The following is a 25451-nucleotide window of genomic DNA, read 5'->3' as shown; positions in this document are numbered from 1 at the left end:
ATGCCAGCGCGGATTGGCCTCAACCCTTGCGCAACATCGCCGCTGCGGCCTTGCCTGCCGCCGTGGCGGTCTGGTTCGGCTTGGCTGGTGGCGCGGTTGGTGCAGGGGTTGGCGTCACCTGGGCACCAAATAATTGCACCAGCCCCGCAAAGGTCTTGCCCGCTGGCTCCACCCGGCCATCCCCCGTGGCAAAGCCCAGGGCCTTCACCTGAAAATCCACAATGGCGATCACCATCTTGTTGGCCACCTCGCCATCCACGGCCAGCGGCTGGGCCTTGATCTTGGCCAGGTAGAAATTCAGCAGCTGCTGCACGATCTTCACATCCGGCGGGTCATTCACGCCACTGCTGCCAACACTGTGCTTGATCGACAGCTTCATCCCCGCCTCCCGCCTGAGCAAGCCCAGTTCGACACCATGCCAATGGCTTGTCAACAGGATCGGGACGTATCTGGGTGGACGCTTGCGGTGCGCCGTTCACGCCCGCTTCAGCCGCTTGCGAACATGTCAATTGCAATCTTGGCACGCCACTGGCACAAGCCGCTGGACTGGAAGCGGCGGCGAAGCGGAACCTTTGGGCTGCCACGCGGTATTTCTTCTGGATCGAAAGGGCACAGGCGACTTCATGGCCAGCGTGATCATTGCAGACGACCATCCCCTCATGCTTGCCGGGGTCGAAACCGTGTTGCGTGCGGCCGGACACCAGATTGCTGCCAAGGCGCACAATGGTGAGGCGGCTTTGGCGGCCGAAGGCGGCGATTTGTTCCTGGTCGATCTGAAGATGCCCGGCGGGTCCGGGCTGGATGTGCTGCGCACGCTGCGCGAACGCGGCGATCCGCGGCCGTTGATCCTGCTGACCGCGGCGATCGACACGCCGTCCCTGCGCGAAGCATTGGCCCTGGGCATCAACGGCGTCGTGATGAAGGCCAGTCCGCTGGCGCAACTGTTGCTGTGCATCGATCAGGTGATGGCCGGGCAGCGCTGGCTGGACCCCAGCCTGATCGATCAGGCCATGGCCGCCAAGCAAACCACACCGGAAAACATGCTGACGCTTCTGTCGGCGCGCGATCAATCGATCGTGCGGCTGGTGGTGTCGGGCCTGCGCAACCGCGACATCGGCGAGCGTCTGTCCATGACGGAGGGCAATGTGAAGGTCACGCTGCACCGCATCTATGAGCGGCTGGGGGTCGCCAATCGCGTCGAACTGGCGATGATGGCCCGTGATGCGATGGATGCGATGGCGGCTGCTGGCTGACGCTGGCTTTGGCCAGCGCCGCGCCCTCAATGGCTGGCTGGCGCAAACAACCGCTGCACATCCGCCTGTTCCTCTACGGTCTGCACCAGCCGGGGCACCAGCTTCATCTCCGGCGCTGCCTGTTCAAACGCATAGCCATAGGCCAGCAGCCGCGCTTCGCTCCACGCCGGGCCGATGAACGACAGGCCCACCGGCAGCTCGCGCACCCCACCCATCGGCACGGTAAGATGCGGATAGCCCGCGACGGCGGCCAGTCCACCGGCGCCGCCACCGGGCGATTGATCGGCATTGACCGGATCGATGAACCAAGCCGGGGCGGCGGTGGGCGCCACCAGCGCCGTCACCTTCGCGTCGGCGAGCATCTTGTCGATGCCCTCCTTGCCGGCCAGCCGCAGCGAGGTTTCGCGCGCCTTCAGATAATCCGGATCGGTCAACCCCTTGGTGGCCTCAGCCTTTTCGAACGTGTCCTGCCCGAACAGGCCCATTTCGGCAGCGGCATTGGCCTTGTTGAACGCAATCAGATCGCCCAGCGTGCGCGTCTTCACCGTGGCGGGGGTCGTGGCCAGATAGGCGTTCAGATCGGCCTTCAGCTCTGTCAGCAGCACCTGAAATTCATTTGGGCCGATCTCGCGCCGGTTGGGCCCGGTGGTGATGTCCACCAGCACGGCGCCTTGCGCCTTCAGCACGGCCAGCGCGGCTTCGAAACGGGCATCCACCCCGGCGTGCCAGCCGGTGGCAAAGCGCAACACGCCAATGCGCGCGCCCTTCAGCGCATCGGGGCGCAGCGCGGCGACATAGTCGATCCGTCGCGCATCGGCCTCCCGCGTGGCCGGATCGGCCGGATCGCTGCCGGCCAGCACGGTCAACAGGCGCGCGGCGGTGAAGACATCGCGCGTCATCGGCCCGGCCGTATCCTGGCTGTGGCTGATCGGCACGACGTGCGTGCGGCTGACCAGGCCCACGGTGGGCTTCAGGCCGACAATGCCATTGATCGCGGCCGGGCAGGTGATGCTGCCATCGGTTTCGGTGCCGATGGCCGCATCGACCAGCTGCGCCGCCACCGCCGCACCGCTGCCCGACGATGATCCGCAAGTGTTGCGCGACAGCGCATGCGGGTTGCGCGTCTGCCCGCCGACCGCGCTCCACCCCGAAATCGAGGCATCGGCGCGGATATTGGCCCATTCCGACAAATTGGTCTTGCCGAGCATGACGGCGCCGGCGGCGCGCAGCCGGGCCGCCAGCGGGGCGTCGCGTCCCGTCACATTGTCTTTCAGCGCCAGGCTGCCGGCCGTGGTCGGCAGGGTGCCGGCCATGTCGATATTGTCCTTCAACAAGATGGGCAGGCCATGCAGCGCTCCGCGTGGGGCACGGCCGACATCCAGCGCACGCGCCTGGGCCATTGCAGTGGGTTCGATGGCGATCACCGCGTTCAGCCGTGGATTATAGGCCGCGATGCGGGCGATGGCGGCGGCGGTGTTGGCTTCGGCCAGGCCGACGCGCGGCGGGGCAGCGGCTGGCTGTGCCATTGCCGGAAGGGCCAGCATGGCCGCCGTTGTGACCCAGAGAATCCGCATGAAATCTGCCCCTGCAATGATGTGACCGAAAAAGCTGCGCATTCTCTTGCCACCGTGGGCCTGATTTGCAACTGCAAGCCGTGAAAGGGGACACGGGCGTGGCCGCGGCAGACATTGGCAGGACGGAGGCGAGCAGCGACGACATGCGCGCAGCATCGTCCAGGCCGCCGCGTGGGTCCGAGGCTGATCTCGCCGCACGCATGGCCGCGCTGGAACAGGCCCGCGCCATCGCCGAAGCCGCCAACCAGGCCAAGACGCGGTTCCTGATGGGCCTGAGCCATGAAATCCGCACGCCCTTGAATGCGATCCACGGCTATGCCCAGTTGCTGGAGCGCGGCGCCGCGCTGTCGCCGGCCGAAGCCGGCCGCATCATCCGCCGATCGTCGGAACATCTGGCCGATCTGGTCGAAGGCTTGCTTGATATCAGCCGGATTGAATCGGGCGTGCTCAAGCTCAACCGGGAGACCGTGGCGCTCAGGGCCTTGCTCGAACAGGTGGCGGCGATGTTCCGCATCGAAGCCGGCAACAAGGGGCTGGAATTCAACTACAACCCGGCCGCCAATCTGCCGGCCTGGGTGCTGGCGGATGAACGGCGGCTGCGCCAGGTGCTGATCAACCTGCTGTCGAACGCCATCAAATATACGCCGGCGGGCCGGGTCACCCTGTCGGTCCGCTATCGATCGATGGTGGCGGAATTCGAAGTGGCCGATACCGGCATCGGCATTGCGCCCGAAGATGCCGAACGGATTTTCCAGCCGTTCGATCGTGGCGGCGGCCGCGCGGCCGGGGTGGCGCCGGGCATCGGCCTGGGGCTGGCGCTGTCGCGCATGCTCGCCCACGTGATGGGCGGCGACATTTCGGTGAAGGCTGCGCCCGGCGGCGGCAGCATCTTCGTGCTGAAACTGCTGTTGCCCCAGCCCAATGCCCAGCCCGAAGCCGAAGCGCAGGGCCTGCCGATCGGTTATGAAGGCCGGCCGCGCACCATATTGGCCATCGATGATGATCCGGGCCAACTTGCGCTGTGGCAGGAACTGCTGCGGCCCATCGGCTTCAACCTGTTTGTCGCCGGATCGGGCGGGGCCGGCCTGTCACTGGCCGAGCTCGGCAAGCCGGATGTGGTGCTGCTCGATGTGTCGATGCCGGGCCTCAGCGGCTGGGATGTGGCCCGGCGGCTGCGCGAACGTTTTGGCCGCGATCTGGTGATCCTGATGGTTTCGGGCAATGCCAGTGAGCTGGTCGGTGCGGTGGGAGACGGATTGCACGACGGCTTCGTGCTGAAACCGGTGGATCAGCATCAGTTGTTTGCCATGCTGCGCCGCCATCTGGGGCTGGTGTGGCGGCACGAGGCGGCGGCAGCAGCACCCATCGCCAGCCCGGTGTTGCCGGCCGCTGCCAGGGTGCATCTCATCGAACTGGCGCGGTTGGCGCGCACCGGCCGGGTCCGCGGCCTGTCGGCCAACCTGGCCCAGTTTGCCGACATGGTGCCGCAAGCCGCCCAGCTGGTGGCGCGCTTGACGACCGCGCTGGATGATTATGATCTGGCGACGTTTCAAAAACTGCTTTCCGAACAGCAACCTGACGCAGCTGCCGAGGGGCCAGAGGGGGACCACACACCATGACCGAAGCCGCCCATGCGACCATCCTGGTGGTGGATGATGCGCCCGATTCGCTGCGCTTTCTCACCGATACGCTGGAAGGCGAAGGCTATGGCGTGCGCATTGCCCGCGATGGCGCGGCGGCGCTGGAGTCGCTGCGGGCCGAGCTGCCCGATCTGGTGCTGATGGATGCGGTGATGCCGGGCATCGATGGCTTTGAAACCACGCGGCGCATCAAGGCCGATCCGGCGCTGGCGCGCGTGCCGGTGATCTTCATGACCGGCCTGTCGGAAACGGAACATGTGGTGGAAGGCCTGGCCGCCGGCGGTGTGGATTATGTGAAGAAGCCGATCGTGCTGGCCGAATTGCTGGCGCGGCTGCGCGTGCACCTCGGCAACGCCCGCATCGCGGCGGGCGCGCAGGGCGCGCTCGATGCCAGCAACCGGCCGCTGGTGGCGCTGGACAGTGCCGGGCGCATCCTGTGGACCACGCCGCGCAGTGCCGACATATTGGCGCAGCGCTTTGGTGCCGCCGCCGGTGATCAACTGGCCCCGGCACTGGTGGCGCAATTGTCGCGGCTGAGCGATGGTGAAGGCCGGGTGAAGCATGATTTTTCCGGCGGCCGGGTGGAGTTTGCCGCGGTGGCAACCGTGGGCGAAGAGCGGCATTTCCGGGTGACGGAGACCCTGGAAGGCGCCGAAGAGCGCCTGCTGGCACAACGCCACGGCTTGACCGAGCGCGAAGCCGAAGTGCTGTTGTGGATCAGCCGCGGCAAGGCCAATCGCGAGATTTCCGAGATTCTGGGCATATCCCCGCGCACCGTGAACAAGCATCTGGAACAGATTTTCGAGAAGATGGGCATCGAGAACCGCGCTTCGGCGGCCGCGGCTGCGGTCAAAACCCTGTCGCAATAAGGGTCAAACGCCGTGCACCCCAAGCCGGGTGAGCGGTTCCCCTGGCTGGGCCACGTTGCACACACCAGCCGAAAAAAGCCGTGCTGATCGCGCCGGCCGGCGTGACCGGCGACAGTGCCCGCGGCTGATCCGGGTCGGCGCCAGTTGCAATCAAAATCACAATTCGGCGTGTTTTGGCCACTTTGTGGCGGAAAAGCCACAGCGATCACGGCACGGCACCCTGAAACAATTTTGTCACCGGATGGCAACATGGCCGTCACCTCAGCCGCATACCCGCCATCGCGTTTCCTCGGGCGATCGGGCCTGGGGGTTTTGAGGACCATCCCCCATGATCCGCGCTGTTTCGCACCGCACCGCCTTCCGTATTGCCCTGCTCACCAGCCTTGCCGTCAGCCCGACCATGGTCGCGGCCCAGACCACCACGGCAGCCGCCGCAACCCCTGCGGACGAAGAAATCGTCGTCACCGGCAGCCGCCCCATCCGCGAATCGGAACGCGCCGCCTTGTTGGTGCAAAAGAACAGCGACCAGCTGGTCAGCGTGCTGTCTGCCGACTCTGTTGGCCGTCTGCCCGATCAGAACATCGCCCAGGCCGTCAGCCGCCTGCCAGGTGTTGCCGTGCAGCGTGATCAGGGCCAGGCCCGCTACATCAACCTGCGTGGTTCGCCGCTGAACTGGACGACCCTGTCGTTCGACGGCATCAACGTCATCTCGCCGGAAGGCCGCGATGCCCGTTATGATTCGATCCCGTCGGCAATCGCCACCCAGGTCATCGTGCGCAAGGCGGTGACGCCGGACATGTCCGGTGAAACCATCGCCGGCAACATCAACATCATCACGCGCTCGGCTTTTGATTACAAGGGCCTGCATGTCCAGACCCGCGGCGGCCTCGGCTATGTCGATCTGGGCAGGGGCGCTGAATATGAAGCCACGGGCGTCATCACCAATCGCTGGAACACCAGCATCGGTGAAATCGGCGCGGTGGTTTCGGGCAGCTATTATGACCGCACCATGGCCACCGACAATTTTGAGACCGATTGGGAAGTGCCGGGTTCGTTCACGACAGCCACGAGGACCACGCCGTCGGTGTTCGTGCCGCGCGACAATCGCCCGGTTGGCGCATCAGACAGTGCCGACAGTTTGATCGATACGGGCGCCACCGGCATGCGCCGTGTGTGGGCGAAGGAAACCGAAAACAAGCTGTATCGCCTCACCCGGCGCAACTACAGCGTGTCCGGCAAGCTGGAATGGGCGCCGGACAGCGACAACAAGATGTTCGTGACGTCGATCTATTCGGCCTTCACCGACAATGAACTGCGCAACAACTATATCTTCGATTTTGACGATCAGGAACCGCGCATTCCCGCGCTCACCACGGCGTGCGCCAACAACGTGCTGGCCCCCAACACCACCGGCTATGGCGACGCGTGCGTGAACACGCCGTACAAGGGCACGGTCTATGGCATCGATATCAACGCCAACCTGCTGAGCCGCGAGTTCAAGCAATCGGTGTTCATCAACACCATCGGCGGCGATCACAAGTTTGACGGCTGGACGGTCAGCTGGCGCGGCAACTATACCCAGTCCAAGGATGACCGCTCGGCACCATCGCAGCTGAACTATGACAGCCCCGGCTTCGGCACCAATGGCGCCACCGCCACGCAGCGCCCGACCGTGGCCTATGATTTCACCGATGGCCAGTTGGCCAAGGTCGAGCTGTATCGCACGCTGCGCGCCGCCGATGGCACGCTGTCGCGCGGTGACCGCGTGCAGAACATTTATGATTTCGCGCTGCCGCTGTCGCGTGTCCGCGGCCTGAAGGCGGTGGACACCACCGATGCCTACACCGCCCGTATCGACATCAGCCGTGAAACCGAATTGTTCGGCGGCACCAAGTTCAGCTTCGGCGCCCAGTATGACAATCGCGTCAAGGAAGTTGATCAGCGGCTGCTCGACATCAACCCCAGCAGCACCTTCAACGGCGCGAACATCTTCACCCTGGCTGGCGTGCCGACCACGCCGCAAGCGGTCAGCATCGCCAGCCCGACCTACCTCGGCAAGCTGCCGATCGGCTACACCTTCCCTTATCACGGCAAGCAGAACATCATCGGCGTTGTCAGGCAGGTGGAATCCTATGCCCCCTACAACTTCGACTTCGCCAACTATTACAAGACGCGTGAAGCCGTGGTGTCCGGCTATGCCATGGGCGTCACCAAGATGGATTGGGGCAGCATCGTTTATGGTGCGCGCTTTGAAAGTGTGAAGAACCAGGCCTCGGCGTACCGCGCCCTCACGCCCGGCGCGATCACTGCGACCAACTCTGCGCTGACCACCATCAATCGCAGCTTCACGCAGGTTTATCCCAGCCTGCACTTCAACTGGAATGCCACTGATGAAATGAAGGTGCGCCTGTCGTTCAACACCGGTGCCGCGCGCCCGGATTACGACGTGCTCCGCCCCAATTTCACCTTCAACGATGCCAACCAGACGGTTTCGGGCGGCAACCCCGATGCCACGCCGGAAAAAACCCGCGGTGTTGATCTCTATTGGGAATATTATCCCAACCGCGGCGGTTTCTTCATGGTCGGCGCCTTCTACAAGGACGTCCGCGACGTGCTGTTCGGCTTCAGCCGCCAGTTCGGGTTGGACACGCTCAACGCGGCCGGCGTCGACCGCTCGCAATATCTGTTCTCCACCGAGTTGAACGGCGGCAAGGGCAAGATCTACGGCTTTGAAGCCGCTGCCCAACTGCAGCTCGACAATTTCATCAGCAACGACAGCTGGCTCGGCGGCTTCGGCATCCAGACCAACGTGACGGTCAACCGCGGCAGCGCAACCACGCCAGATGGCGACACGGTGCGCTTCCCCGGCACGTCGGACTTCGTGCTCAACGTCGGGCCCTATTACGAGAAATACGGCTTCTCGGCGCGTGTGTCCTATCAGTATCGCTCCAGCTGGGTCGATGGTCTCTCGACCTTCGATCTGGGCGGCGATGCCTATTGGGCCCAGGATGGCGAGCTTGATGTCTCGGCGCGCTATGCCATCACCAAGAACCTTGAAGTCTATGTCGATCTGTCGAACCTGATCAATGGCCCCGGCCGTCGCTTCACCGGCTTCGACCGTCGCACCATCGAACGTGAAACCTTCGGCCGGCGCTACACCGGCGGCGTGCGCATGAACTTCTGATCTGTTGCATTGATCGAATGACCAGCTGGCGGCGCCTTCATCCAAGGGCGCCGCCAGTTTTTTAGGAGAATTTCCATGCGCGTTGCGATGTTGGTGACGACGATGCTGCTGGCGGTGCCGGCCCTTGCCCACGGGACCCATGGCGGGTTGGCAGCGCAATATCAGAACAAGCCGACCGCCGGCGCCATCCCCGCGCCCGGCCGGCAATGGCTGCCCGGCGATCACCATATCCATTCGCAATACAGCGCCGATTACGAAGCCAACCCCGCCAGCCCGCAGACCGCGCCGATCCCGCTGATCGGCAAGGACGGCCGCTATTCGATCGTGAAAAATGCCCAGATGGCGCGGCAGTTCGGCCTGCGCTGGATGGTCAGCACCGATCATGGCGGGCCGAACCACAGCAAGCTGAATTACGAACAGGCCTGGCCGGAAGTGAACCAGGCCCGCGCCGCCGTGCCGGAAATGCTGATCTTCTATGGCATGGAATTCGACACGCCGGCTGGCGATCATTCCAGTCTGATCATCCCGTTCACCGGCGATGAGCGACAGCAATTGCGCAGCATCGAATCGGGCTTCTCCAAGCGTGAGCCGTGGCCGGCGAACAAGAATCGGGACAGCGAAGGCCGCATGATCGACGCGCTGAAATTCATGCGCGACCAGAAGGCGCCGCCGGTGTTGATCGCCAACCACCCCAGCCGCTCGGCCCAGGCGCCCTTCGCCTGGGGTCTGTACACGCCGGCGGAGTTCCGCAACTGGAACGACACGGCGCCGCGTGTCGCCATCGGCATGGAAGGCGCGCCGGGCCACCAGGCCGGCGCCATCAAGCCCGATGGCAGCCCCGATCCCACCGGCGACCGCGGCGGTTATGGCCGCGCGCCGACTCTGGGCGGTTTCGATCAGATGACCGCCACCCTGGGCGGCTTCTGGGATTCAATGCTCGCCGAAGGCCGGCGCTGGTTCATCACCGCGACATCGGACAGCCATGCCAATTGGCGCGACGGCGGCAATGATTTCTGGCCGGGCGAATATGCCAAAACCTATGTGCAGGCCCGCGCCGAGCACGGCGACATTGTCGATGGCCTGCGGTCGGGCCGGATCTTTGTCACCACCGGCGATCTGGTTTCCGAAGTGGACATCATCGCCAGCAGCGGTGGCGCGAAAGCCGGCATCGGCGGCACGCTGAACGTGCGCAAGGGCCAGTCGGTGGACGTGACCATCCGCCTGCGCGATCCAGCCGCCGCCAATGCCGGTGGCAAGATGCCGAGCGTGGCGCGGGTCGATCTGATCACCGGCCCCGTTACTGGCCCTGCCGTGAATCGCAGCAGCGACCGCGCACCGGAAACCCGCGTCGCGCAGCGCTTCACCGCCAGCGATTGGCAGCGCAATGGCGAGATCATCACCATGACCTACCGCCTGCCCGCCATCACCGGGCCGCTGTACCTGCGCGTGCGCGGCACCAGCACCGCCGATCTGGAACCCGCCACCGATCCCAAGGGCGAAAATCCGTGGGATGATCTGTGGTTCTATGCCAACCCAATTTTCGTGAGTGTGAAATGAGAAACATCCTGTCCGGTCTGGCCCTTGGCCTGCTGTTGGCGTCGTGTGCACCGCCGGCCATGGTGCCCGGCGTGCCCACCGCCAGCGCCACCGCCGATGCCGAAACCGTGGCGGTGCGCAACAGCGATGATGCCGCCGATGATCCGGCAATCTGGCGCAACGCTGCCAATCCCGCCGCCAGCCTGATCGTGGGGACGGACAAGCAGGCCGGGCTTTATGTCTATGATCTCACCGGCAAGGTCCGCGATTTCCGCGATGCCGGCCGGGTCAACAACGTCGATCTGGTGGCAACGCCGGCCGGTGTGATCGTCGCGGCCAGCGACCGCAGCGATGAAGCCAATGCCCACATCGCGCTGTTCCGGCTCGATACCGCCACGGCGCGGCTGCTGCCATTGGGCCGCGTGCCGGCCGGCGCTGGCGAAGCCTATGGCATGTGCCTGTGGGCGACACCCGGTGCGCTGACGGCCTTCATCGTCATCAAGGATGGCACCATCCGTCAGATCGAACTGGACACGGCAACCGTCACGGGGCGCATCGTGCGCACCATGAAACTCGCCACCCAGTCCGAAGGCTGTGTCGTCGATCCGCGCACGGCGCGGCTGTATGTGGCCGAGGAAGATGTCGGCATCTGGCGCTGGGACGCGCGCGCCAGCGGCAGCACCCGCCCGGTGAAGCTGGCCGCGGTGGACGGCAAGCGGCTGGTCGCCGACGTGGAAGGCTTGGCCATCGCCGCCGACGGCGCCGGCAACGGCGGCTGGCTGCTGGCATCAAGCCAAGGCGACAACGCCTATGCCGTGTATCGCCTGTCTGACGACCGCTATGTCGGCCGTTTCCGCATTGTCGATGGCGTGGTCGGCGGAACCCAGGAAACCGATGGCATTGCGGTGATGACCGGCGATTTCGGCCCCGGCTTTGCCGGCGGGCTGATGGTGGCGCAGGACGGCGAGAATGTGCCGACCCAGAATTTCAAGCTTGTCGGCTGGGGCAAGGTGAAGGCGGCGTTGGGCCTGCACTGAGACCCACCCCCAACCCCTCCCGCAAGCGGGAGGGGAGCCGTGTAGACTTGAAGCACTTGTCCGCCACCAGACCAATCTGCTCCCCTCCCGCTTGCGGGAGGGGCTGGGGGTGGGCGGTTGACCGGGATGCTACCCTGCTTCACGCTGCACCAAACAGCTTGGGGAGAGGCGGCGATGGCGCTGCTCGATGGATATCAACGCTTCACCTTCACCCGCGGCCAGTTCGGCCACGAACGGGTGCTCACCGCCACCATCACCGGCAACAATCCGGTGAACGGTGTCGATGAACAGATGCACCACGAACTGGCGCGGGTGTTCACCGATCTGCAGCAGGATAAGGGCAGCGACATCATCGTGCTCACCGGCGCCGGCAGGGCCTTTTGCGCTGGCGGCGATTTCGATTGGTTCGAGGAACAGATCGCCAATCCGGCGCAGTTCCGCGATATCGGCTGGGATGCCAAGCGCATCGTCACGTCCCTGCTCGACATTGAAAAGCCGGTGATCTGCCGCATGAACGGTGCCGCCGCCGGGTTGGGGGCCACCATCGCCTTGCTGTGCGACATCATCGTGGCGGATGAAAACGCCGTGATCGGCGATCCGCATGTGAAGGTCGGGCTGGTCGCCGGCGATGGCGGCGCGGTGATCTGGCCGCAATTGATCGGCTATGCCCGCGCCAAGGAATTTCTGATGACCGGCGACCTGATCAAGGCGCCGCGTGCCGAGGCGATGGGCCTGATCAACTACAGCGTGCCCGGTGATCAGCTTGACGCCAAGGTGGCCGAACTGGTCGGCAAATTGATGGGCAACCCGCGCTTTGCGGTGCGCTGGTCGAAGGTGGTGGCCAATCAACCGCTGCGCGTGCTGGCGCAGCAATTGATGGATGCCTCCATCCCTTATGAGACCTTGTCCAACCTCGCCGCCGATCGTGCCGAGGCCGTGCGGGCGTTTCGCGAACGCCGCGCGCCGAAACTGACGGGCGAATGAGCATGGCACCCCCGCTGCCCCCCGTCACCTTCACCGACGAGCCGGAGCATGTCGGCCAGTTGCGCGATTCCATCCGCAAGTTCGTCGCCGCGCACGCGCCGCGCGAGGCGCGTATCCAGTGGGATCGCGATCACCGCTGGCCGCGCGATGTCTATGCCGAGCTGAACAAGCTTGGCCTGACCGCGCTGACCGTGCCGGAGAAATATGGCGGCGCTGGCCAGGATCTCGTCGCCGCCATCGCCGTGATCGAGGAGCTGGCGCAGATCGGTCCGTGCCTGGCCGGGCCGTTCATCCACACCAGTTTTTATGGCGGCATGAACCTGTCCGAAAACGGCAGCGCCGAACAGAAAGCCGAATTTCTCCCCCGGCTGGCGCGCGGCGACTTGTTCTTCGCCTATGGCCTGTCCGAACCCGACGTGGGCGGCGATCTGGCCAGCGTCACCACCCGCGCGCGGCTGGAGGGCGACGAGGTGGTGATCGACGGTGCCAAGCGCTGGTGCACCGGGGCGGACTGGTGCCATTATATCTACACGCTGGTGCGCTCCGGCGGGCAAGAAGATCGCTATCGCAACCTGTCGTTCGTGCTGATTCCCACGGATGCGCCAGGCGTGCGCATGCAGGATATCCACCACAGCAACCTGCGCTACACCGCCAGCCAGGATGTCTATTTCGATGGCGTGCGCGTGCCGGCGGCCAATATCGTCGGCGGGCCGGCGATGTGGAACCAGGGCTGGAAATTGCTGGCCGGCCGCGCGCTGGATGTGGAGAAATTGGAAATCACTGCCGTCGCCTTCGGCATCGCGCGGGCCGCGCTCGATGAGGCGTGGGATTATGCCCAGTCGCGCGTGCAGTTCGGCAAAGCGATCAGCCAGCATCAGGCAGTGCGCCACAAATTGGTGGTGGCCCGCACCAAATTGCAGGCGGCGCGGCACATGCTCTATCATGCCGCCTGGCTGGCGAACGAAGGCCGGCCGTGCAGCGCGGAAACCAGCATGGCGAAATTGTTCGTCGCCGATGTCGGCGTGGAGATCGCGCTGGCCTGCCAACAGGTGATGGGCGCCTATGCGCTTTCGGATGCGTTCGACATGGAGCGCCACGTCCGCGACCTGCTCGGCATGCCGATCGTCGGCGGGTCGAGCGACATGCAGAAGAATAATCTGGCGGGTTTGTGGAAGCTTTAACGCCCCTCCCGCTCGCGGGAGGGGCTGGGGGTGGGTCCTGCCACCAGGACCGATCTTGACCATGGATGTGCGCATGACGGAACAACCCACCCCCAGCCCCTCCCGCGAGCGGGAGGGGAGCAGTTTGGCGCCTGCTGCGCTGTTGGCCACCATCGCCGCGCGCGCCGCCGACACCGAAGCGGCCCGCCGCCTGCCGGCCGATCTCGCCGCGGAACTGGCGCGGGCCGGCCTGTTCCGCTTGGCTGTGCCGCGCGCGCTGGGCGGCAGCGAAACCGATGTCGCCACGATGTTTGCCACGCTGGAAGCGCTGGGCCGCGCCGATGCTGCCACTGGCTGGTGCGTGATGATCGGCGGCACCACGGCATTGCTGTCGGCCTGGCTGCCCGACGATCATGCCCGCGAGATCTGGGCCGATCCCGACGTGATCACCGGCGGCGTGTTCGCGCCGATGGGCAAGGCCGCGGTGGACGGCGATGATTATCTCGTGTCCGGGCGCTGGGCCTGGGCGTCGGGCAGCGCCAATTGCAGCTGGTTGCTCGGCGGCGCGCTGATCCTGGACGATGGCCAGCCGCGCCGGCTGCCGAACGGCGCGCCTGATCATCGCATGATGGTGATGCGCCGCGCGGATGTGGAACTGCTCGATACCTGGGATGCGCTGGGCATGCGCGGCACCGGTTCGGGCGACATGGCGGCGCGCGGCGTGCGCGTGCCGCAAACGCGCAGCGCCTCCTTCTTCACCGACAGCCCGCGCCACGATGGCCCGCTCTATCGCTTTGCGCCGTTCGGGCTGCTGGCGCTGGGCATCGCGGCGGTGGCCAGCGGCAATGCGCTGGGCGCGCTCGATGATCTGAAATCGCTGGCGACCGCCAAGAAGGGCCAGGGCTCAAGCCGCAGCCTGGCCGAGCGCAGCGTGGTGCAGGCGGATTTCGCCGTGGCGCAGGCCGATCTCGATGCTGCGCGGGCGCTGGTCCATGCCGAGATCGCCGCCGCCTGGGCCACGGTGCTGGCTGGCGACCCGCTCGATCTGCCGGCCCGCGCGCGGCTGCGGCTGGCGGCGACACGGCTCACGCAGGTCGCCGCGCGCGTGGCGGCGAAGATGCATGAACTGGCCGGCGGCAGCTCGGTCTATGCCAGCCATCCCCTCAATCGCCGTTTCCGCGATGCCCATGTCGCCACCCAGCATGTCATGGTCGCGCCGCCCACGCTGGAACTGGCCGGGCGGGTGCTGCTCGGTCTGCCGACGGATGACATGCTGCTATAGCCGGCTGCCCGCGAACCGCAGTTGCACGGTCACCGGCCCGGCCGGGACATCGGTGATGGTGCTGGCAAAGGCCAAAGCTTTGCCGGCGGCAATCGTCGCCGCGGGTGGCGGAATCGTCCAGTCGCGCACCACCACGCCGCTGGCCAACAGGCTGGCCTGCAGCGGCGGCACCGCCACGGTGGCGCGGCCGGGATTGGTCATGCGGCCGGTCACTTCCAACAGGGCGCCGCCGCCGGGCAGCCGCGTGACCTGGGCGGAAACCTCGACATCCAGCCGCGGCGATGGCGGCGCGACTTGCGCCAGCAGATCGCCGATGCCCGGCAGCGCTTCCGGTTCGATGCGGCCCACCCACAGCCCGACCGACGCCGTGGTGAAGGCCGCGCCCAGCACGATCGCCAGCAGCCATTTGCCCCAGCGAATCCGGCCCGGATCGGGCGGCGGCGCGATGGCTTCGGGTTCTGCATCCGCTTCGGGCAAGGCCGCTGCCGGCGCTGGATTGCGCGCGGCGCGCACCTCCTCCTGCACGGCGGCGACGGCGTCATCCTCGTCAATCTCTTCGGCCGGTACCCAGCGCAGGCTGCAATCGGCGCATTTCAGCTTGGGCCGGCGCATGACCACGTCGATCGCCAGCTGATATTTGGCGGCGCATTGGGGGCAGGTGACAATCACCCCGGCACCATAAGGCAAAGCCGCGCGGATAAGGAAGCGCCGGCTTGCAGGCTTGCGCCGGGCAGGGCAAAGGCTGCGACATGCACGACATCAAATATCTGCGGGCTGATCCGGATGGCTTTGCGGCGGCGCTGGCCCGGCGCGGGGTCACCGATGCTGCGGGCGCCTTGCTGGCGGCCGACACGGCGTGGCGCACGGCGGAAACCGCCTTGCAAGAAGCGCTGGCCCGCCGCAACGCGGTATCGAAGGACATCGGCGCCGCGATGGCCGCCAAGGACAGCGCACGCGCCGATGTGTTGAAGGCCGAAGTGGCGGCCTTGAAGGAAACGATGGCTGGGCTGGAAGAGGCAGCACGCGCCGCCGCTGCGACGGCCGAAGCCGGCCTGACGTCTCTGCCCAATCTGCCGGCCGCCGATGTGCCCGACGGCGTGGACGAGCATGGCAATGTCGAAGTCATGCGCTGGGGCACGGCTCGCGCGTTCGATTTCTTGGCCTTGGAACATGACATCGTGGCGGCCAGGCTGGGCTATGATCCAGAGGCCGCCGCCCGCGTCGCCGGCGCGCGCTTTGCCGTGCTGAAAGGCCCGCTTGCCAGGCTGCAACGCGCGCTCGGCCAGTACATGATCGACGTGCAGACCAGCGCGCACGGTTTCAGCGAAACCTATGCGCCCCTGCTCGTCAATCGTGATGCCGCGTTCGGCGCCGGGCAATTGCCGAAGTTTGAAGACGATCTCTTCAAGACCATAGACGGCCGTTACCTGATCCCCACCGCCGAAATGAGCCTGACCAATCTGGTCGCCGGCCAGATCGTCGATGCCGCCGATCTGCCGATCCGCATGACGGCGCTCACGCCGTGTTTCCGTAGCGAGGCGGGCAGCGCCGGGCGCGACACCCGCGGCCTGATCCGCCAGCACCAGTTCGAAAAATGCGAGCTGGTGACGATCTGCACGCCCGATCAGGCCGAGGCTGAACATGCGCACATGCTGGCCAGCGCCGAAGCGATCCTGCAGGCGCTGAACCTGCCCTATCGCCGCATGCTGCTGTGCGCCGGGGACATGGGCTTTTCGGCGCGGAAAACCTACGATCTGGAAGTCTGGCTGCCCGGCCAGAACAGCTACCGCGAAATCTCCTCCGTCTCCGATTGCGGCCAGTTCCAGGGCCGCCGCATGGACGCGCGCTGGAAAGTGGCGGGCGAGAAAGGCTCGCGCGGCCCGGTCAACACGCTGAACGGTTCCGGCCTCGCCGTTGGCCGCACCTTGGTGGCGGTGATCGAAAATTATCAACAGGCCGACGGCAGTGTCATCATTCCCGACGTGCTGCTGCCCTACATGGCCGGCATCACCCGGCTGGAGCCCTGAACATGCGTATCCTGGTCACCAATGATGACGGCATCAACGCCCCCGGCCTTGTCGCGCTGGAGGCGATTGCCGCCGAACTCTCCGACGATGTCTGGGTGGTCGCCCCGGCCGAGGAACAGTCTGGCGCCGGCCACAGCCTGACGCTGAGCCAGCCGGTGCGCTTGCGCGAAATCTCCCCCCGGCGCTTTGCCGTGCGCGGCACCCCCACCGATTGCGTCATGCTGGCGCTGGGCGCGGTGCTGGACGATCACAAACCCGATCTGATCCTGTCCGGCGTCAATCGCGGCGGCAATCTCGCCGAAGACGTGACCTATAGCGGCACCGTCTCGGCGGCGATGGAAGGCTGCCTCGCCGGCATCCGCTCGATCGCGCTGAGCCAGGTGATGATGGATTACACCGCCGGCATGGAGGATTTTTCCACGGCCGCCGCGCACGGCGCCGGCATCATCCGCCGCGTGCTGGGCAGCGAATGGCCGGATGGCGTGCTGATCAACATCAACTTCCCGCCGGTGCTGGCCGCCGATGTGAAAGGCGTGCGCGTCACCGAGCAAGGGTTCCGCGATTACGGCAATATCCACCTGGTGAAGCGCACCGATCCGCGCGGCTTCCCCTATTACTGGCACGGGTTCGGCAAGGAAAAGCCGGCCCCCGGCCACGAAACCGATCTGAAGGCGATGCACGAAGCCTGTATTTCCGTCACGCCGCTGCATCTGGACATGACGCATCATCAGTCGCTGGCCCGGTTGAAGGCGGCCTTGGCGGATCTGGCGGAAGGCTGATGCGCGCCCGCAGCGCCCCGGCCTTGCTGTTGGCGGCGCTGCTGGTGCTGGCGGGCTGTTCGGGTGGGCGGACGCCGTCGCTGCGTTCCACAATCGGGCGTCCGGCGCCGCCGGCCCCGCGCGCGGCCGCCCCGCGCCCCGCCCGCGCTGCGCAACCGCGCGCTGCCACCTCCCGCACGGATTGGGTGGCGCGCAAGGTGGTGCCGGGTGCCGTGGTGACGCCACAGGGCCGCGTGCATATCGTCAAGCCGGGTGAGACCGGCATCGCCATCGCGCGGGCCTATGGCGTGCCATGGCGCGAAGTGGTGACGCTCAATCGCTTGACCGAGCCTTATGTGATCGCCGTTGGCCAACGCTTGCTGCTGCCCGGCGCTGCCGCTGCGCCAAGGCCGGCCACGACACTGGAAGAACGCGCCCGCGCCTTCACCATCACCATCGATGATGTGGTGACCGGCGGTCAACCCGCCGCCGCCAGGCCGGCGCGGCCCGCGCCGCCCACCGCAACCGCCACACCGGTTGACCAACCCACGCCGCTGCCTGCCGTCACCGGCGGTGCCCCGGCCTTCCGCTGGCCATTGCCGGGGCGGATCATCTCCGGCTTCGGCCCCAAGGCCGGCGGGCGGTTCAATGATGGCGTCAATCTGAAGGCCAGCCCCGGCGAGCCGGTGCGCGCCGCGGGCGACGGCGTGGTCGCCTATGCCGGCGATGCCATCCCCGGGTTTGGCCAGTTGGTGCTGGTCAAGCACGCTGGCGGCTGGGTATCGGCCTATGGCCACAACGAAGCGCTGCTGGTGGCGCGCGGCGTGCGCGTCAAGGCCGGCGAAGTCATTGCCCGCGCTGGCCAGACCGGCGCCGTGGCGGAACCGCAATTGCACTTCGAACTGCGCCGCGGCCGCGCGCCGGTTGATCCGGCCAAGGTGATCGGTGGGCGCTGAGGTGCCGCAATTGGCGCGCCCCCCTTGCATCGCGCCGGATTCCGGTTCATCGGCCGCGCGATGAACGAACGCCTTGCGCCGCGCGTCGGCATGGTATCGCTGGGCTGCCCCAAGGCACTGGTCGATTCCGAACGCATCCTCACCCAGTTGCGCAGCGACGGCTATGCGCTGTCGGGCGATTATGCCGGTGCCGATGTGGTGATCGTCAACACCTGCGGCTTCCTCGATTCGGCCAAGGCCGAAAGCCTGGACGCGATTGGCGAAGCCATTGCCGAAAATGGCCGCGTGATCGTCACCGGCTGCATGGGCCATGAAGCCGACGCCATCCGCGCGCGCTTTCCGGCGGTGCTCGCCGTCACCGGGCCGCAGCAATATGATCAGGTGGTCAGCGCCGTGCACGATGCCGCACCGCCCGTGCGCTCCGCCTATATCGATCTGGTGCCCGATGCCGGCCTGAAGCTGACGCCGCGCCATTATGGCTACATCAAGATTTCCGAAGGCTGCAACCACACATGCGCCTTCTGCATCATCCCCGATCTGCGCGGGAAACTGGTCAGCCGGCCGCCGGCGGCCATCATCCGCGAGGCCGCCGCGCTGGTGAAGAGCGGGGCTAAGGAATTGCTGGTGATCAGCCAGGATACCTCGGCCTATGGCGTCGATCTGAAGCACGCGACCTCGGCGCTGGGCGGGGTGGAGCGGCGCGCGCACATCACCGATCTGGCGCGCGAGCTGGGCGCGCTGGGGGCGTGGGTGCGGCTGCACTATGTTTACCCGTACCCGCACGTCGATGATCTGATCCCGCTGATGGCGGACGGGCTGGTGCTGCCCTATCTCGACATTCCGTTCCAGCATGCGGCGCCTGCCGTGCTGAAGGCGATGAAGCGCCCGGCCAACGAAGCCAAGGTGCTGGAACGTATCGCCAAATGGCGCGGCCTGGTGCCCGATCTGGCCATCCGCTCCACCTTCATCGTCGGCTTCCCCGGCGAGACGGAGGATGATTTCCAGTATCTGCTCGATTGGTTGCAACATGCGCAGATCGATCGCGCCGGCTGCTTCAAATATGAAGCGGTGGACGGCGCCCGCGCCAATGCGCTGCCCGGCGCGGTGCCGGAAGATGTGAAAGAAGAACGCTGGCATCGCTTCATGGCCGTGCAGGCCGCCATTTCCGAGGCCCGGCTGGCGCAGAAGATCGGCCGCACCCTCGATGTGCTGATCGACGAAGTCGATGATGAAGGCGGTGCATCGGGCCGCAGCAAATATGACGCGCCCGAAATCGACGGCATGGTCCACCTGCGCGATTGCGGCGGCGTGGCCCCCGGCGACATCATCGCCGTCACCATCGAGGATGCCGACGAGACCGATTTGTTCGGGGTGCCGGCATGACCGATTTTGCCGCGCTGATCGTCGCCGCCGATGGCCAGCCGGCGGTGCCGCTGATCCCGCTGACCACCACCAGCCTGCCTGCGTGGCTCGCCGGCCAGGGTGAACGCGTGCGCACCGGCGTCGCGGCGCAAGGTTTCAAGGGCGCGGCCGATTCGCTGGCGATGATTGCCGGTGATGGCCCGGCCGATTGGCTGGTGCTGGCCGGGGTGCCGGACGGGGCGTTGGGCCCTTGGGCGCTGGCCGCGGCGGCGCAGAAATTGCCGGGCGGCCGTTATGCGCTGGCGGGCGAGATGGGCCAGGCCGGGCTGGGCTGGGCGCTGGCGCAGCATCGCTTCACCCGCTATCGCCGCGCCGAACCATCGGCCCCCCGCGTGCTGACCACCACCAGCCTGGCCGCGATCAGTGCTGCTGTGATGGAGGCCGACGCGGTGGCGATGGTGCGCGACCTGATCGACACGCCGGCCTGTGACCTGACGCCGGCCGATCTGGCCCAGGCGGTTATCGATGTGGCGCGGCCCTTTGCGGCCGACGTGCGGGTGGTCACCGGCGAGGCGTTGCTGTCGGAAAACTTCCCCGCCATTCACGCCGTTGGCCGCGCTGCCACCGCTGCGCCGCGCCTGATCGAACTGCATTGGGGCGATCCGGCGCACCCGCGCCTCGCCATCATCGGCAAGGGCGTCACGTTTGATTCGGGCGGCCTCAACATCAAGCCGGGCAGCGGCATGGCGCACATGAAGAAGGACATGGGCGGCGCCGCCCACGCGCTGGCGCTGGCGCGGCTGGTGATGCAGGCCAATTTGCGCGTGCGCCTGCATCTGGTGATTCCGGCGGCGGAAAACGCCATTTCCGGCAATGCGCTGCGCCCTGGCGACGTGATCGGTACGCGCGCCGGCAAGACGGTGGAGATCACCAACACCGATGCCGAAGGCCGGCTGGTGCTGTGCGATGCCATTGCGCTGGCGGCCGAGCAGAATCCGGCGTTGATCATCGATTTCGCCACGCTGACCGGCGCGGCGCGGGTGGCGCTGGGGCCGCAATTGCCGGCGATGTTCGCCAATGATGATGCACTGGCCAGCGAATATCTGGCCGCGGGCGCCAGCGTCGGCGATCCGCTCTGGCGGCTGCCGCTGTGGGCGCCCTATCACGACATGCTGAAATCGGACGTTGCCGATATGGTCAACAGTGCCGAAGGCGGCTTTGCCGGCGCGATCACCGCCGCGCTGTTTCTGGAACGCTTCGTGCCGGCCGGCGTGCCGTGGCTGCATCTCGATACCTTCGCCTGGACGCCGTCGGCCAAGCCGGGCCGGCCCAAGGGCGGCGAGGCGCTGGGGCTGCGCGCCGCCTGGGCGATGTTGCGGAGCCGCTTCGCATGAGCTGGGTGCTGAAAGGGCCGGCGCAGCGCTTCGAGCCGCGCGAATGGTTCGCCGGGCCGGAGCATGTCGAACTGGCGCTGGCCGGTGATGTGGCTTCGATGCGCTATATCGAGCCGCGGCCGCTGGTCTGCACCGCGCCGCGCGTGATGCTGCGCGCCGGGCCGGGTGCGCTGGCCGAAGCCGTGTCGGAACTGCTGCTGGGCGAGACGTTCGAGATCATCGACGTGAAGGACGGCTTTGCGCTGGGGCGCTGCGGCCATGATCGTTACATCGGCTGGGCTTCGTTTGGCGCATTGGCGCTGCCGGGCGCGCTGCCCAATCACCGCATCACCGCCCGGCGTGCGCCGCTGTTTGCGCACGGCGACATCAAGGCAGCGGCGCTGGCGGAACTGCCGTTCGGTGCGCGCCTGTCCGGCCAGATCGATGGCAATTTCCTCGCCGTCGACGGCGGTGGCTTCGTGCACCGCCGGCATGTCGAACGGCCGCCGGCGAACCGCTTTGTCGCCGCTGCGCTGTTCATGGGCGCGCCCTATCTGTGGGGCGGTCGCACGCCCGATGGCGTCGATTGTTCCGGCCTGGTGCAGGCTGTGCTGGCCGCCGAGGGCATCAGCCTGCGCCGCGACACCGATCTGCAATTGGAACAGGGCGAGAAGGTCGCCTTCGCCGCGCGCACTGCCGGCGATCTGGTCTATTTCCCCGGCCACGTTGGCTTGCTGCTGGATGGCGATCGGCTGTGCCATGCCAATGCGCACTGGATGGCGGTGGTGACGGAACCGCTGAGTGATGTGATCGCGCGGGGCAGCGAAGTGACCGGGGTTCGGCGGTTCCGTTAATCCCTCTCCCCCCGGATCAAGTCCGGGGCAGGCTGCAGGGGAGAGGGGTTTGGGTCACGGCTTGACGAACTTCAGCGTCATGCGGTCGCTTTCGCCGATGGCGGCATATTTGGCGCGATCGACATCGCCCTTCTGGTAGGTGGGCGGCAGGGTCCAGACGCCGTCCGGATAATCCTTGCTGTCCTTGGGGTTGGCGTTGATCTCCGACGAACCCGCCAGCTTGAAACCGGCCTTTTCCGCCAGCATCTTCACATAGCTGACCTTCATGTAACCGCTTTTCTTCATGTCGGCATCGGCGCGGGCTTCGGGCAGGCGGTGTTCAACAACGCCCAGGGTGCCGCCCGGCTTCAGCGCCTTGAAGAAGGCGTTGAAGGCGTCCTGATCCCAGCTACCCATGTGCCAGTTGTGCACATTGCGGAAGGTCAGCACGACATCGGCGCTGCCTGGCGTCACGATGTCGGCCACGCCCTTGCCGAAGGTGCCGATGGCGATATCGCCATAGATCACCTTGTCGGCATATTTGGACTTGAACGCTTCCACACCCTTGGCAGCGTTCACCGATGCCAGCGGATTGGCGAGGCCGGCGACATATTTGCCATTGCCCTTCAGGCCCGGCGCGAGGATTTCGGTGTACCAGCCGCCGCCGGGCGACACTTCCACCACCGTCTGGCCGGGCTTCACGCCGAAGAAGGCCAGGGTCTGTGCCGGGTGGCGATATGGGTCGCGGGCCTTGTTCTCCGCGCTGCGCCACGGGCCGGCGATGGCGGCATCGAAGGGGGCGGCGATGGCCGGCGCCGCAACGGCAGCGACGGCAAGGACGGTGGCAACAGTGATGATGCGGATCATGATTCGTCTCCCCTTGGATATGAACATCAGGTAATCTGGCCGGACATGCCCTGCAAGGCGCATCATTGCCGCCGGATGAATGGCCTGCCAAAGGCGCCGATCATGGACGCGGAATCAACCTGGATGATGCTCGCCGCCGGGCTGGCGATGGCGGCGATCGGTGCCATCGGCGGCGTGCTGCGCGGGCGCGCGCCGCTGGCCTGGCACGCGCATCTGCCGTGGAACGGGCTGGCGTTCGGCGGCGTCGCTTGCGCACTGGTCGCGGCGGCGCATCTGTTCACCCTGCTCCGGGCTGGATGAACGGCGCGGCAATTTCGGGCCGCACACGTGCCAATCGGCCGCTGGCGCGATCGACAATGGCCCAGGTGGTCAGCGCCTTCACCCGCAGCTGACCATCCGCGCCACTGATCTCCACGAAACGATCAAAGCGCGCGCCCCTGGGTTCGCCGACCCAGGTGGTCAGCGAGAGCGTCTCCCCAAGCAATGTGGGGCGCAGATAATCAATCTCGTGCCGCGTCACGACCCAGACATAGGTGTCGCGATGCGCCGGCGGCGCCACCGCGTTCCAGTGCGCCGTCGCCACATCCTGGATCCAGCGCAGATAGACGGCATTGTTCACGTGTCCAAGCTCATCGATGTCGGCGGCGCAGGCCGTCACCGTGATCGTGTGGCCGTGCCGATCAGCAGGCGGCGGCATCGTTCAGCTCAAACTGATCGAGGATGAAGGCATATTCCTCGGCCAGCTCCTCCAGTGCCGCAAAGCGCCCGGATTTGCCGCCATGGCCGGCGCCCATGTTGGTCTTGAAGATCAGCACATGGTCGTCGGTCTTGGTGGCGCGCAATTTCGCCACCCACTTCGCCGGCTCCCAATAGGTGACGCGCGGATCGTTCAGCCCGGCGGTGACCATCAGCGGCGGGTAGGCTTGGGCCGTCACTTGATCATAAGGCGAATAGCCGCGGATCAGCTCGAAATCGTCGCGGCTGGTGATCGGATTGCCCCATTCCGGCCATTCGCCGGGCGTCAGTGGCAGGCTTTCATCCAGCATGGTGTTCAGCACATCGACGAACGGCACATGCGCCACCACCGCCCGGAACAATTCCGGTGCCTGGTTGATCACCGCCCCCATCAACTCGCCGCCCGCTGAACCGCCGCTGGCCGAAATCATGCCCGGCGCAGCCCAGCCAGCCGCATTCAGCCCGCGTGCGACATCGACGAAATCGTTGAACGTGTTGGTGCGTTTGGCCAATTTGCCATCCAGATACCACCCGTAGCCCAGATCATCGCCGCCCCTGATCTGCGCGATGGCAAAGGCGACTCCGCGATCGAGCAAGGACAGCCGGTTGGCGGAAAAGCCCGGCGTCATGGCGATGCCATAGGCGCCATAGGCATAAAGATGCAGCTTGCCGGGCGTGAAGCCCTTGCGATGGACGATGCTCACCGGCACCTTTGCGCCGTCGCGCGCTGTCACCCAGATGCGTTGGCTTTCATAAAGGCTGGCGTCATAGCCTGACGGCACCGCCTGCACCTTGCGCGTGATCAGCGTGCCGGCGGCGACATCATAATCATACACGGTGGCCGGCGTGACCATCGAGGCATAGCTCAGCCGCAGCAACGGCGCATCGGCTTCCAGGTTGGTGCCCAGCGAGACGGTATAGGCGGCTTCGGCAAAGGGGATGGCGGTTTCGCTGCCATCCGCGCTGTGCAGCACGATGCGGTCCAGCCCGTCGCGGCGGCCCTGCACCGCCAGATACGAGGCGAAGGCCGTAATGCCGGTGATATAATCCTGATCCGATCCGGCGATCAGCGTCTGCCAGTCGCCGGGCGCGGCGATGCTGGCGGTGGCGACGCGGAAATTCACATGGGTGTCGTTGGTGCGGATGAACAAGCTATGCCCACGCACATCGACCTCATAGGCCACCCCGGCCTGGCGGCGGCGCACCAGCAACGGCGGCGCCAGCGGATCGGCGGCCGACACCAGGCGCACTTCGCTGGTGACGTGATCGGATGTGGTGATGATGATCCACGCGCCATCCTGGCTCTTGCCGATGCTGACCCCGAAGCCCTTGTCGTCGGTTTCTTCATACAGCACGCGGTCCTCCTCGCCTTGGCCGATCACATGCAGCCGCGCCTTGATGCGCCGCCAATTGTCGTTGACCTCGGTCCACACGATGCCGCTCGAATCGGCGGTCCAGGTTATGGCACCAACGCTGACGCTGGTGACGGTTTCGATGTCGGCGCCGCTGGCGATGTCGCGGATGCGGATGGTGAAGCGCTCGCTGCCATCACTGTCGGCGGCATAGGCGATTCTGCGGCCATCCGGGCTGACGCTCTGCGCGCCCAACCGGAAATAGTCGTGGCCCTCGGCCAGCGCCGGTTCCGACAGCAGCAGCTCGTCCGCGCCGCCGGCTTTCGGGCGGCGGAGCCAGGTGCGATACTGGTCACCAGGCCGGAATTGCCACCAATATTCGAATTCGCCATTCGGCACCGGCACCGAGGCATCATCTTGCTGCACCCGGCCCTTCAGTTCGTCGTAGATGCGGTCCTTCAGGCCAGCGATCGGCGCCAGCGTCGCTTCGAAATACGCGTTCTCGGCCCCAAGATACGCCAGGACATCGGCGTCATCGACCTTGGGATAGTTCGGGTCTTTCAGCCAATGCCAGGGATCGTCCACGGTGATGCCATGGTGCGTGAAGCTATGGGGGCGGGTTTCGGCGATGGGGGGCTGCATGGGGCTTTCCGGACGGTGCGGCGGGCG

The 25451-nt window shown here is 66.2% G+C and carries 22 protein-coding genes; 16 read left to right on the top strand and 6 right to left on the bottom strand.

Annotation, left to right across the window (positions count from 1 at the left end):
* Positions 1–19 precede the first annotated feature (19 nt).
* A complete protein-coding gene (locus AC6UUM_RS01145) occupies positions 20–379 on the bottom strand; it encodes a hypothetical protein (protein WP_500803519.1) in 360 nt (119 codons plus the stop codon).
* Between the two features lie 244 nt (positions 380–623).
* On the opposite strand from AC6UUM_RS01145, the gene AC6UUM_RS01140 reads away from it, so the two are divergent.
* Positions 624–1253 (top strand): response regulator, encoded by a 630-nt coding sequence (locus tag AC6UUM_RS01140; RefSeq protein WP_500803518.1) that lies wholly within the window; start codon positions 624–626, stop codon positions 1251–1253.
* A 26-nt stretch (positions 1254–1279) separates the two neighbouring features.
* Here the strand turns inward: AC6UUM_RS01140 and AC6UUM_RS01135 are convergent, their stop codons facing one another.
* Complete coding sequence (locus tag AC6UUM_RS01135) at positions 1280–2827, bottom strand: amidase (protein ID WP_500803517.1); 1548 nt, start codon at positions 2825–2827, stop codon at positions 1280–1282.
* A gap of 80 nt (positions 2828–2907) precedes the next feature.
* Here AC6UUM_RS01135 and AC6UUM_RS01130 point away from each other — a divergent pair, with 80 nt between their 5' ends.
* The 8 genes from AC6UUM_RS01130 to AC6UUM_RS01095 all read left to right on the top strand — a co-directional run bounded on the left by AC6UUM_RS01130 (position 2908) and on the right by AC6UUM_RS01095 (position 14519).
* Positions 2908–4446 carry a hybrid sensor histidine kinase/response regulator gene (locus AC6UUM_RS01130; protein ID WP_500803516.1) on the top strand — a complete coding sequence of 513 codons (1539 nt, stop codon included), beginning with the start codon at positions 2908–2910 and terminating at the stop codon, positions 4444–4446.
* Complete coding sequence (locus AC6UUM_RS01125) at positions 4443–5336, top strand: response regulator (RefSeq protein ID WP_500803515.1); 894 nt, start codon at positions 4443–4445, stop codon at positions 5334–5336. Before AC6UUM_RS01130 ends, AC6UUM_RS01125 begins: the two co-directional genes overlap by 4 nt.
* Before the next feature lie 328 nt (positions 5337–5664).
* The gene (locus AC6UUM_RS01120; RefSeq protein WP_500803514.1) at positions 5665–8520 is read left to right on the top strand and encodes a TonB-dependent receptor; all 2856 of its coding nucleotides are present in this window, start codon (positions 5665–5667) and stop codon (positions 8518–8520) included.
* 75 nt (positions 8521–8595) lie between these two features.
* Positions 8596–10077, top strand: a complete 1482-nt coding sequence (locus AC6UUM_RS01115) for a CehA/McbA family metallohydrolase domain-containing protein (protein WP_500803513.1) — start codon at positions 8596–8598, stop codon at positions 10075–10077.
* Entirely contained in the window at positions 10074–11093 is a 1020-nt protein-coding gene (locus tag AC6UUM_RS01110) for a phytase (protein WP_500803512.1), read from the top strand. Before AC6UUM_RS01115 ends, AC6UUM_RS01110 begins: the two co-directional genes overlap by 4 nt.
* 174 nt (positions 11094–11267) lie before the next feature.
* Entirely contained in the window at positions 11268–12077 is an 810-nt protein-coding gene (locus tag AC6UUM_RS01105; RefSeq protein ID WP_500803511.1) for an enoyl-CoA hydratase/isomerase family protein, read from the top strand.
* Positions 12074–13258, top strand: coding sequence for an acyl-CoA dehydrogenase family protein (locus AC6UUM_RS01100; RefSeq protein WP_500803510.1), 1185 nt, complete (start codon positions 12074–12076; stop codon positions 13256–13258). The genes AC6UUM_RS01105 and AC6UUM_RS01100 overlap by 4 nt, the downstream gene beginning before the upstream one ends.
* 73 nt (positions 13259–13331) lie before the next feature.
* Positions 13332–14519, top strand: a complete 1188-nt coding sequence (locus AC6UUM_RS01095) for an acyl-CoA dehydrogenase family protein (RefSeq protein ID WP_500803509.1) — start codon at positions 13332–13334, stop codon at positions 14517–14519.
* Here AC6UUM_RS01095 and AC6UUM_RS01090 read toward each other — a convergent pair.
* Positions 14514–15188, bottom strand: coding sequence for a zinc ribbon domain-containing protein (locus AC6UUM_RS01090; RefSeq protein ID WP_500803508.1), 675 nt, complete (start codon positions 15186–15188; stop codon positions 14514–14516). The two genes, AC6UUM_RS01095 and AC6UUM_RS01090, sit on opposite strands and share 6 nt — an antisense overlap.
* Positions 15189–15268: 80 nt before the next feature.
* On the opposite strand from AC6UUM_RS01090, the gene serS reads away from it, so the two are divergent.
* The 6 genes from serS to AC6UUM_RS01060 all read left to right on the top strand — a co-directional run bounded on the left by serS (position 15269) and on the right by AC6UUM_RS01060 (position 21849).
* Complete coding sequence (serS, locus tag AC6UUM_RS01085) at positions 15269–16546, top strand: serine--tRNA ligase (RefSeq protein WP_500803507.1); 1278 nt, start codon at positions 15269–15271, stop codon at positions 16544–16546.
* 2 nt (positions 16547–16548) lie between these two features.
* Positions 16549–17325, top strand: a complete 777-nt coding sequence (surE, locus tag AC6UUM_RS01080; protein ID WP_500803506.1) for a 5'/3'-nucleotidase SurE — start codon at positions 16549–16551, stop codon at positions 17323–17325.
* Positions 17325–18260 carry a peptidoglycan DD-metalloendopeptidase family protein gene (locus AC6UUM_RS01075; RefSeq protein ID WP_500803505.1) on the top strand — a complete coding sequence of 312 codons (936 nt, stop codon included), beginning with the start codon at positions 17325–17327 and terminating at the stop codon, positions 18258–18260. The genes surE and AC6UUM_RS01075 overlap by 1 nt, the downstream gene beginning before the upstream one ends.
* A 90-nt stretch (positions 18261–18350) precedes the next feature.
* Positions 18351–19643: a 30S ribosomal protein S12 methylthiotransferase RimO gene (gene rimO, locus AC6UUM_RS01070; RefSeq protein ID WP_500804878.1), complete on the top strand. Its 1293-nt coding sequence runs from the start codon at positions 18351–18353 to the stop codon at positions 19641–19643.
* Positions 19640–21016 carry a leucyl aminopeptidase family protein gene (locus tag AC6UUM_RS01065; RefSeq protein WP_500803504.1) on the top strand — a complete coding sequence of 459 codons (1377 nt, stop codon included), beginning with the start codon at positions 19640–19642 and terminating at the stop codon, positions 21014–21016. The genes rimO and AC6UUM_RS01065 overlap by 4 nt, the downstream gene beginning before the upstream one ends.
* Positions 21013–21849, top strand: a complete 837-nt coding sequence (locus tag AC6UUM_RS01060) for a C40 family peptidase (protein ID WP_500803503.1) — start codon at positions 21013–21015, stop codon at positions 21847–21849. Before AC6UUM_RS01065 ends, AC6UUM_RS01060 begins: the two co-directional genes overlap by 4 nt.
* 54 nt (positions 21850–21903) lie before the next feature.
* On the opposite strand, the gene AC6UUM_RS01055 is transcribed toward AC6UUM_RS01060, so the two are convergent.
* Entirely contained in the window at positions 21904–22695 is a 792-nt protein-coding gene (locus tag AC6UUM_RS01055) for a class I SAM-dependent methyltransferase (RefSeq protein ID WP_500803502.1), read from the bottom strand.
* A gap of 102 nt (positions 22696–22797) precedes the next feature.
* On the opposite strand from AC6UUM_RS01055, the gene AC6UUM_RS01050 reads away from it, so the two are divergent.
* On the top strand, positions 22798–22995 hold the full coding sequence (locus AC6UUM_RS01050; protein ID WP_500803501.1) for a hypothetical protein: 198 nt from the start codon (positions 22798–22800) through the stop codon (positions 22993–22995).
* Here the strand turns inward: AC6UUM_RS01050 and AC6UUM_RS01045 are convergent.
* Both AC6UUM_RS01045 and AC6UUM_RS01040 read right to left on the bottom strand, forming a co-directional pair.
* Positions 22973–23392, bottom strand: coding sequence for an acyl-CoA thioesterase (locus tag AC6UUM_RS01045; protein WP_500803500.1), 420 nt, complete (start codon positions 23390–23392; stop codon positions 22973–22975). The two genes, AC6UUM_RS01050 and AC6UUM_RS01045, sit on opposite strands and share 23 nt — an antisense overlap.
* Entirely contained in the window at positions 23376–25424 is a 2049-nt protein-coding gene (locus AC6UUM_RS01040) for a S9 family peptidase (protein ID WP_500803499.1), read from the bottom strand. The genes AC6UUM_RS01045 and AC6UUM_RS01040 overlap by 17 nt, the downstream gene beginning before the upstream one ends.
* Positions 25425–25451 lie beyond the last annotated feature (27 nt).

This window comes from Sandarakinorhabdus sp. (assembly GCF_987265915.1).
The sequence above is the reverse complement of the archived record's forward strand: the minus strand, read 5'-3'. Positions and strand labels throughout refer to the sequence as shown.

What these genes read in the sequence shown, in the direction of transcription:
- AC6UUM_RS01145 (WP_500803519.1), bottom strand. Translation starts at nt 379, where the DNA reads ATGAAGCTGTCGATCAAGCACAGTGTTGGCAGCAGTGGCGTGAATGAC.
- AC6UUM_RS01140 (WP_500803518.1), top strand. Translation starts at nt 624, where the DNA reads ATGGCCAGCGTGATCATTGCAGACGACCATCCCCTCATGCTTGCCGGG.
- AC6UUM_RS01135 (WP_500803517.1), bottom strand. Translation starts at nt 2,827, where the DNA reads ATGCGGATTCTCTGGGTCACAACGGCGGCCATGCTGGCCCTTCCGGCA.
- AC6UUM_RS01125 (WP_500803515.1), top strand. Translation starts at nt 4,443, where the DNA reads ATGACCGAAGCCGCCCATGCGACCATCCTGGTGGTGGATGATGCGCCC.
- AC6UUM_RS01120 (WP_500803514.1), top strand. Translation starts at nt 5,665, where the DNA reads ATGATCCGCGCTGTTTCGCACCGCACCGCCTTCCGTATTGCCCTGCTC.
- AC6UUM_RS01115 (WP_500803513.1), top strand. Translation starts at nt 8,596, where the DNA reads ATGCGCGTTGCGATGTTGGTGACGACGATGCTGCTGGCGGTGCCGGCC.
- AC6UUM_RS01110 (WP_500803512.1), top strand. Translation starts at nt 10,074, where the DNA reads ATGAGAAACATCCTGTCCGGTCTGGCCCTTGGCCTGCTGTTGGCGTCG.
- AC6UUM_RS01105 (WP_500803511.1), top strand. Translation starts at nt 11,268, where the DNA reads ATGGCGCTGCTCGATGGATATCAACGCTTCACCTTCACCCGCGGCCAG.
- AC6UUM_RS01100 (WP_500803510.1), top strand. Translation starts at nt 12,074, where the DNA reads ATGAGCATGGCACCCCCGCTGCCCCCCGTCACCTTCACCGACGAGCCG.
- AC6UUM_RS01095 (WP_500803509.1), top strand. Translation starts at nt 13,332, where the DNA reads ATGACGGAACAACCCACCCCCAGCCCCTCCCGCGAGCGGGAGGGGAGC.
- serS (WP_500803507.1), top strand. Translation starts at nt 15,269, where the DNA reads ATGCACGACATCAAATATCTGCGGGCTGATCCGGATGGCTTTGCGGCG.
- surE (WP_500803506.1), top strand. Translation starts at nt 16,549, where the DNA reads ATGCGTATCCTGGTCACCAATGATGACGGCATCAACGCCCCCGGCCTT.
- AC6UUM_RS01075 (WP_500803505.1), top strand. Translation starts at nt 17,325, where the DNA reads ATGCGCGCCCGCAGCGCCCCGGCCTTGCTGTTGGCGGCGCTGCTGGTG.
- rimO (WP_500804878.1), top strand. Translation starts at nt 18,351, where the DNA reads ATGGTATCGCTGGGCTGCCCCAAGGCACTGGTCGATTCCGAACGCATC.
- AC6UUM_RS01065 (WP_500803504.1), top strand. Translation starts at nt 19,640, where the DNA reads ATGACCGATTTTGCCGCGCTGATCGTCGCCGCCGATGGCCAGCCGGCG.
- AC6UUM_RS01060 (WP_500803503.1), top strand. Translation starts at nt 21,013, where the DNA reads ATGAGCTGGGTGCTGAAAGGGCCGGCGCAGCGCTTCGAGCCGCGCGAA.
- AC6UUM_RS01055 (WP_500803502.1), bottom strand. Translation starts at nt 22,695, where the DNA reads ATGATCCGCATCATCACTGTTGCCACCGTCCTTGCCGTCGCTGCCGTT.
- AC6UUM_RS01050 (WP_500803501.1), top strand. Translation starts at nt 22,798, where the DNA reads ATGGACGCGGAATCAACCTGGATGATGCTCGCCGCCGGGCTGGCGATG.
- AC6UUM_RS01045 (WP_500803500.1), bottom strand. Translation starts at nt 23,392, where the DNA reads ATGCCGCCGCCTGCTGATCGGCACGGCCACACGATCACGGTGACGGCC.
- AC6UUM_RS01040 (WP_500803499.1), bottom strand. Translation starts at nt 25,424, where the DNA reads ATGCAGCCCCCCATCGCCGAAACCCGCCCCCATAGCTTCACGCACCAT.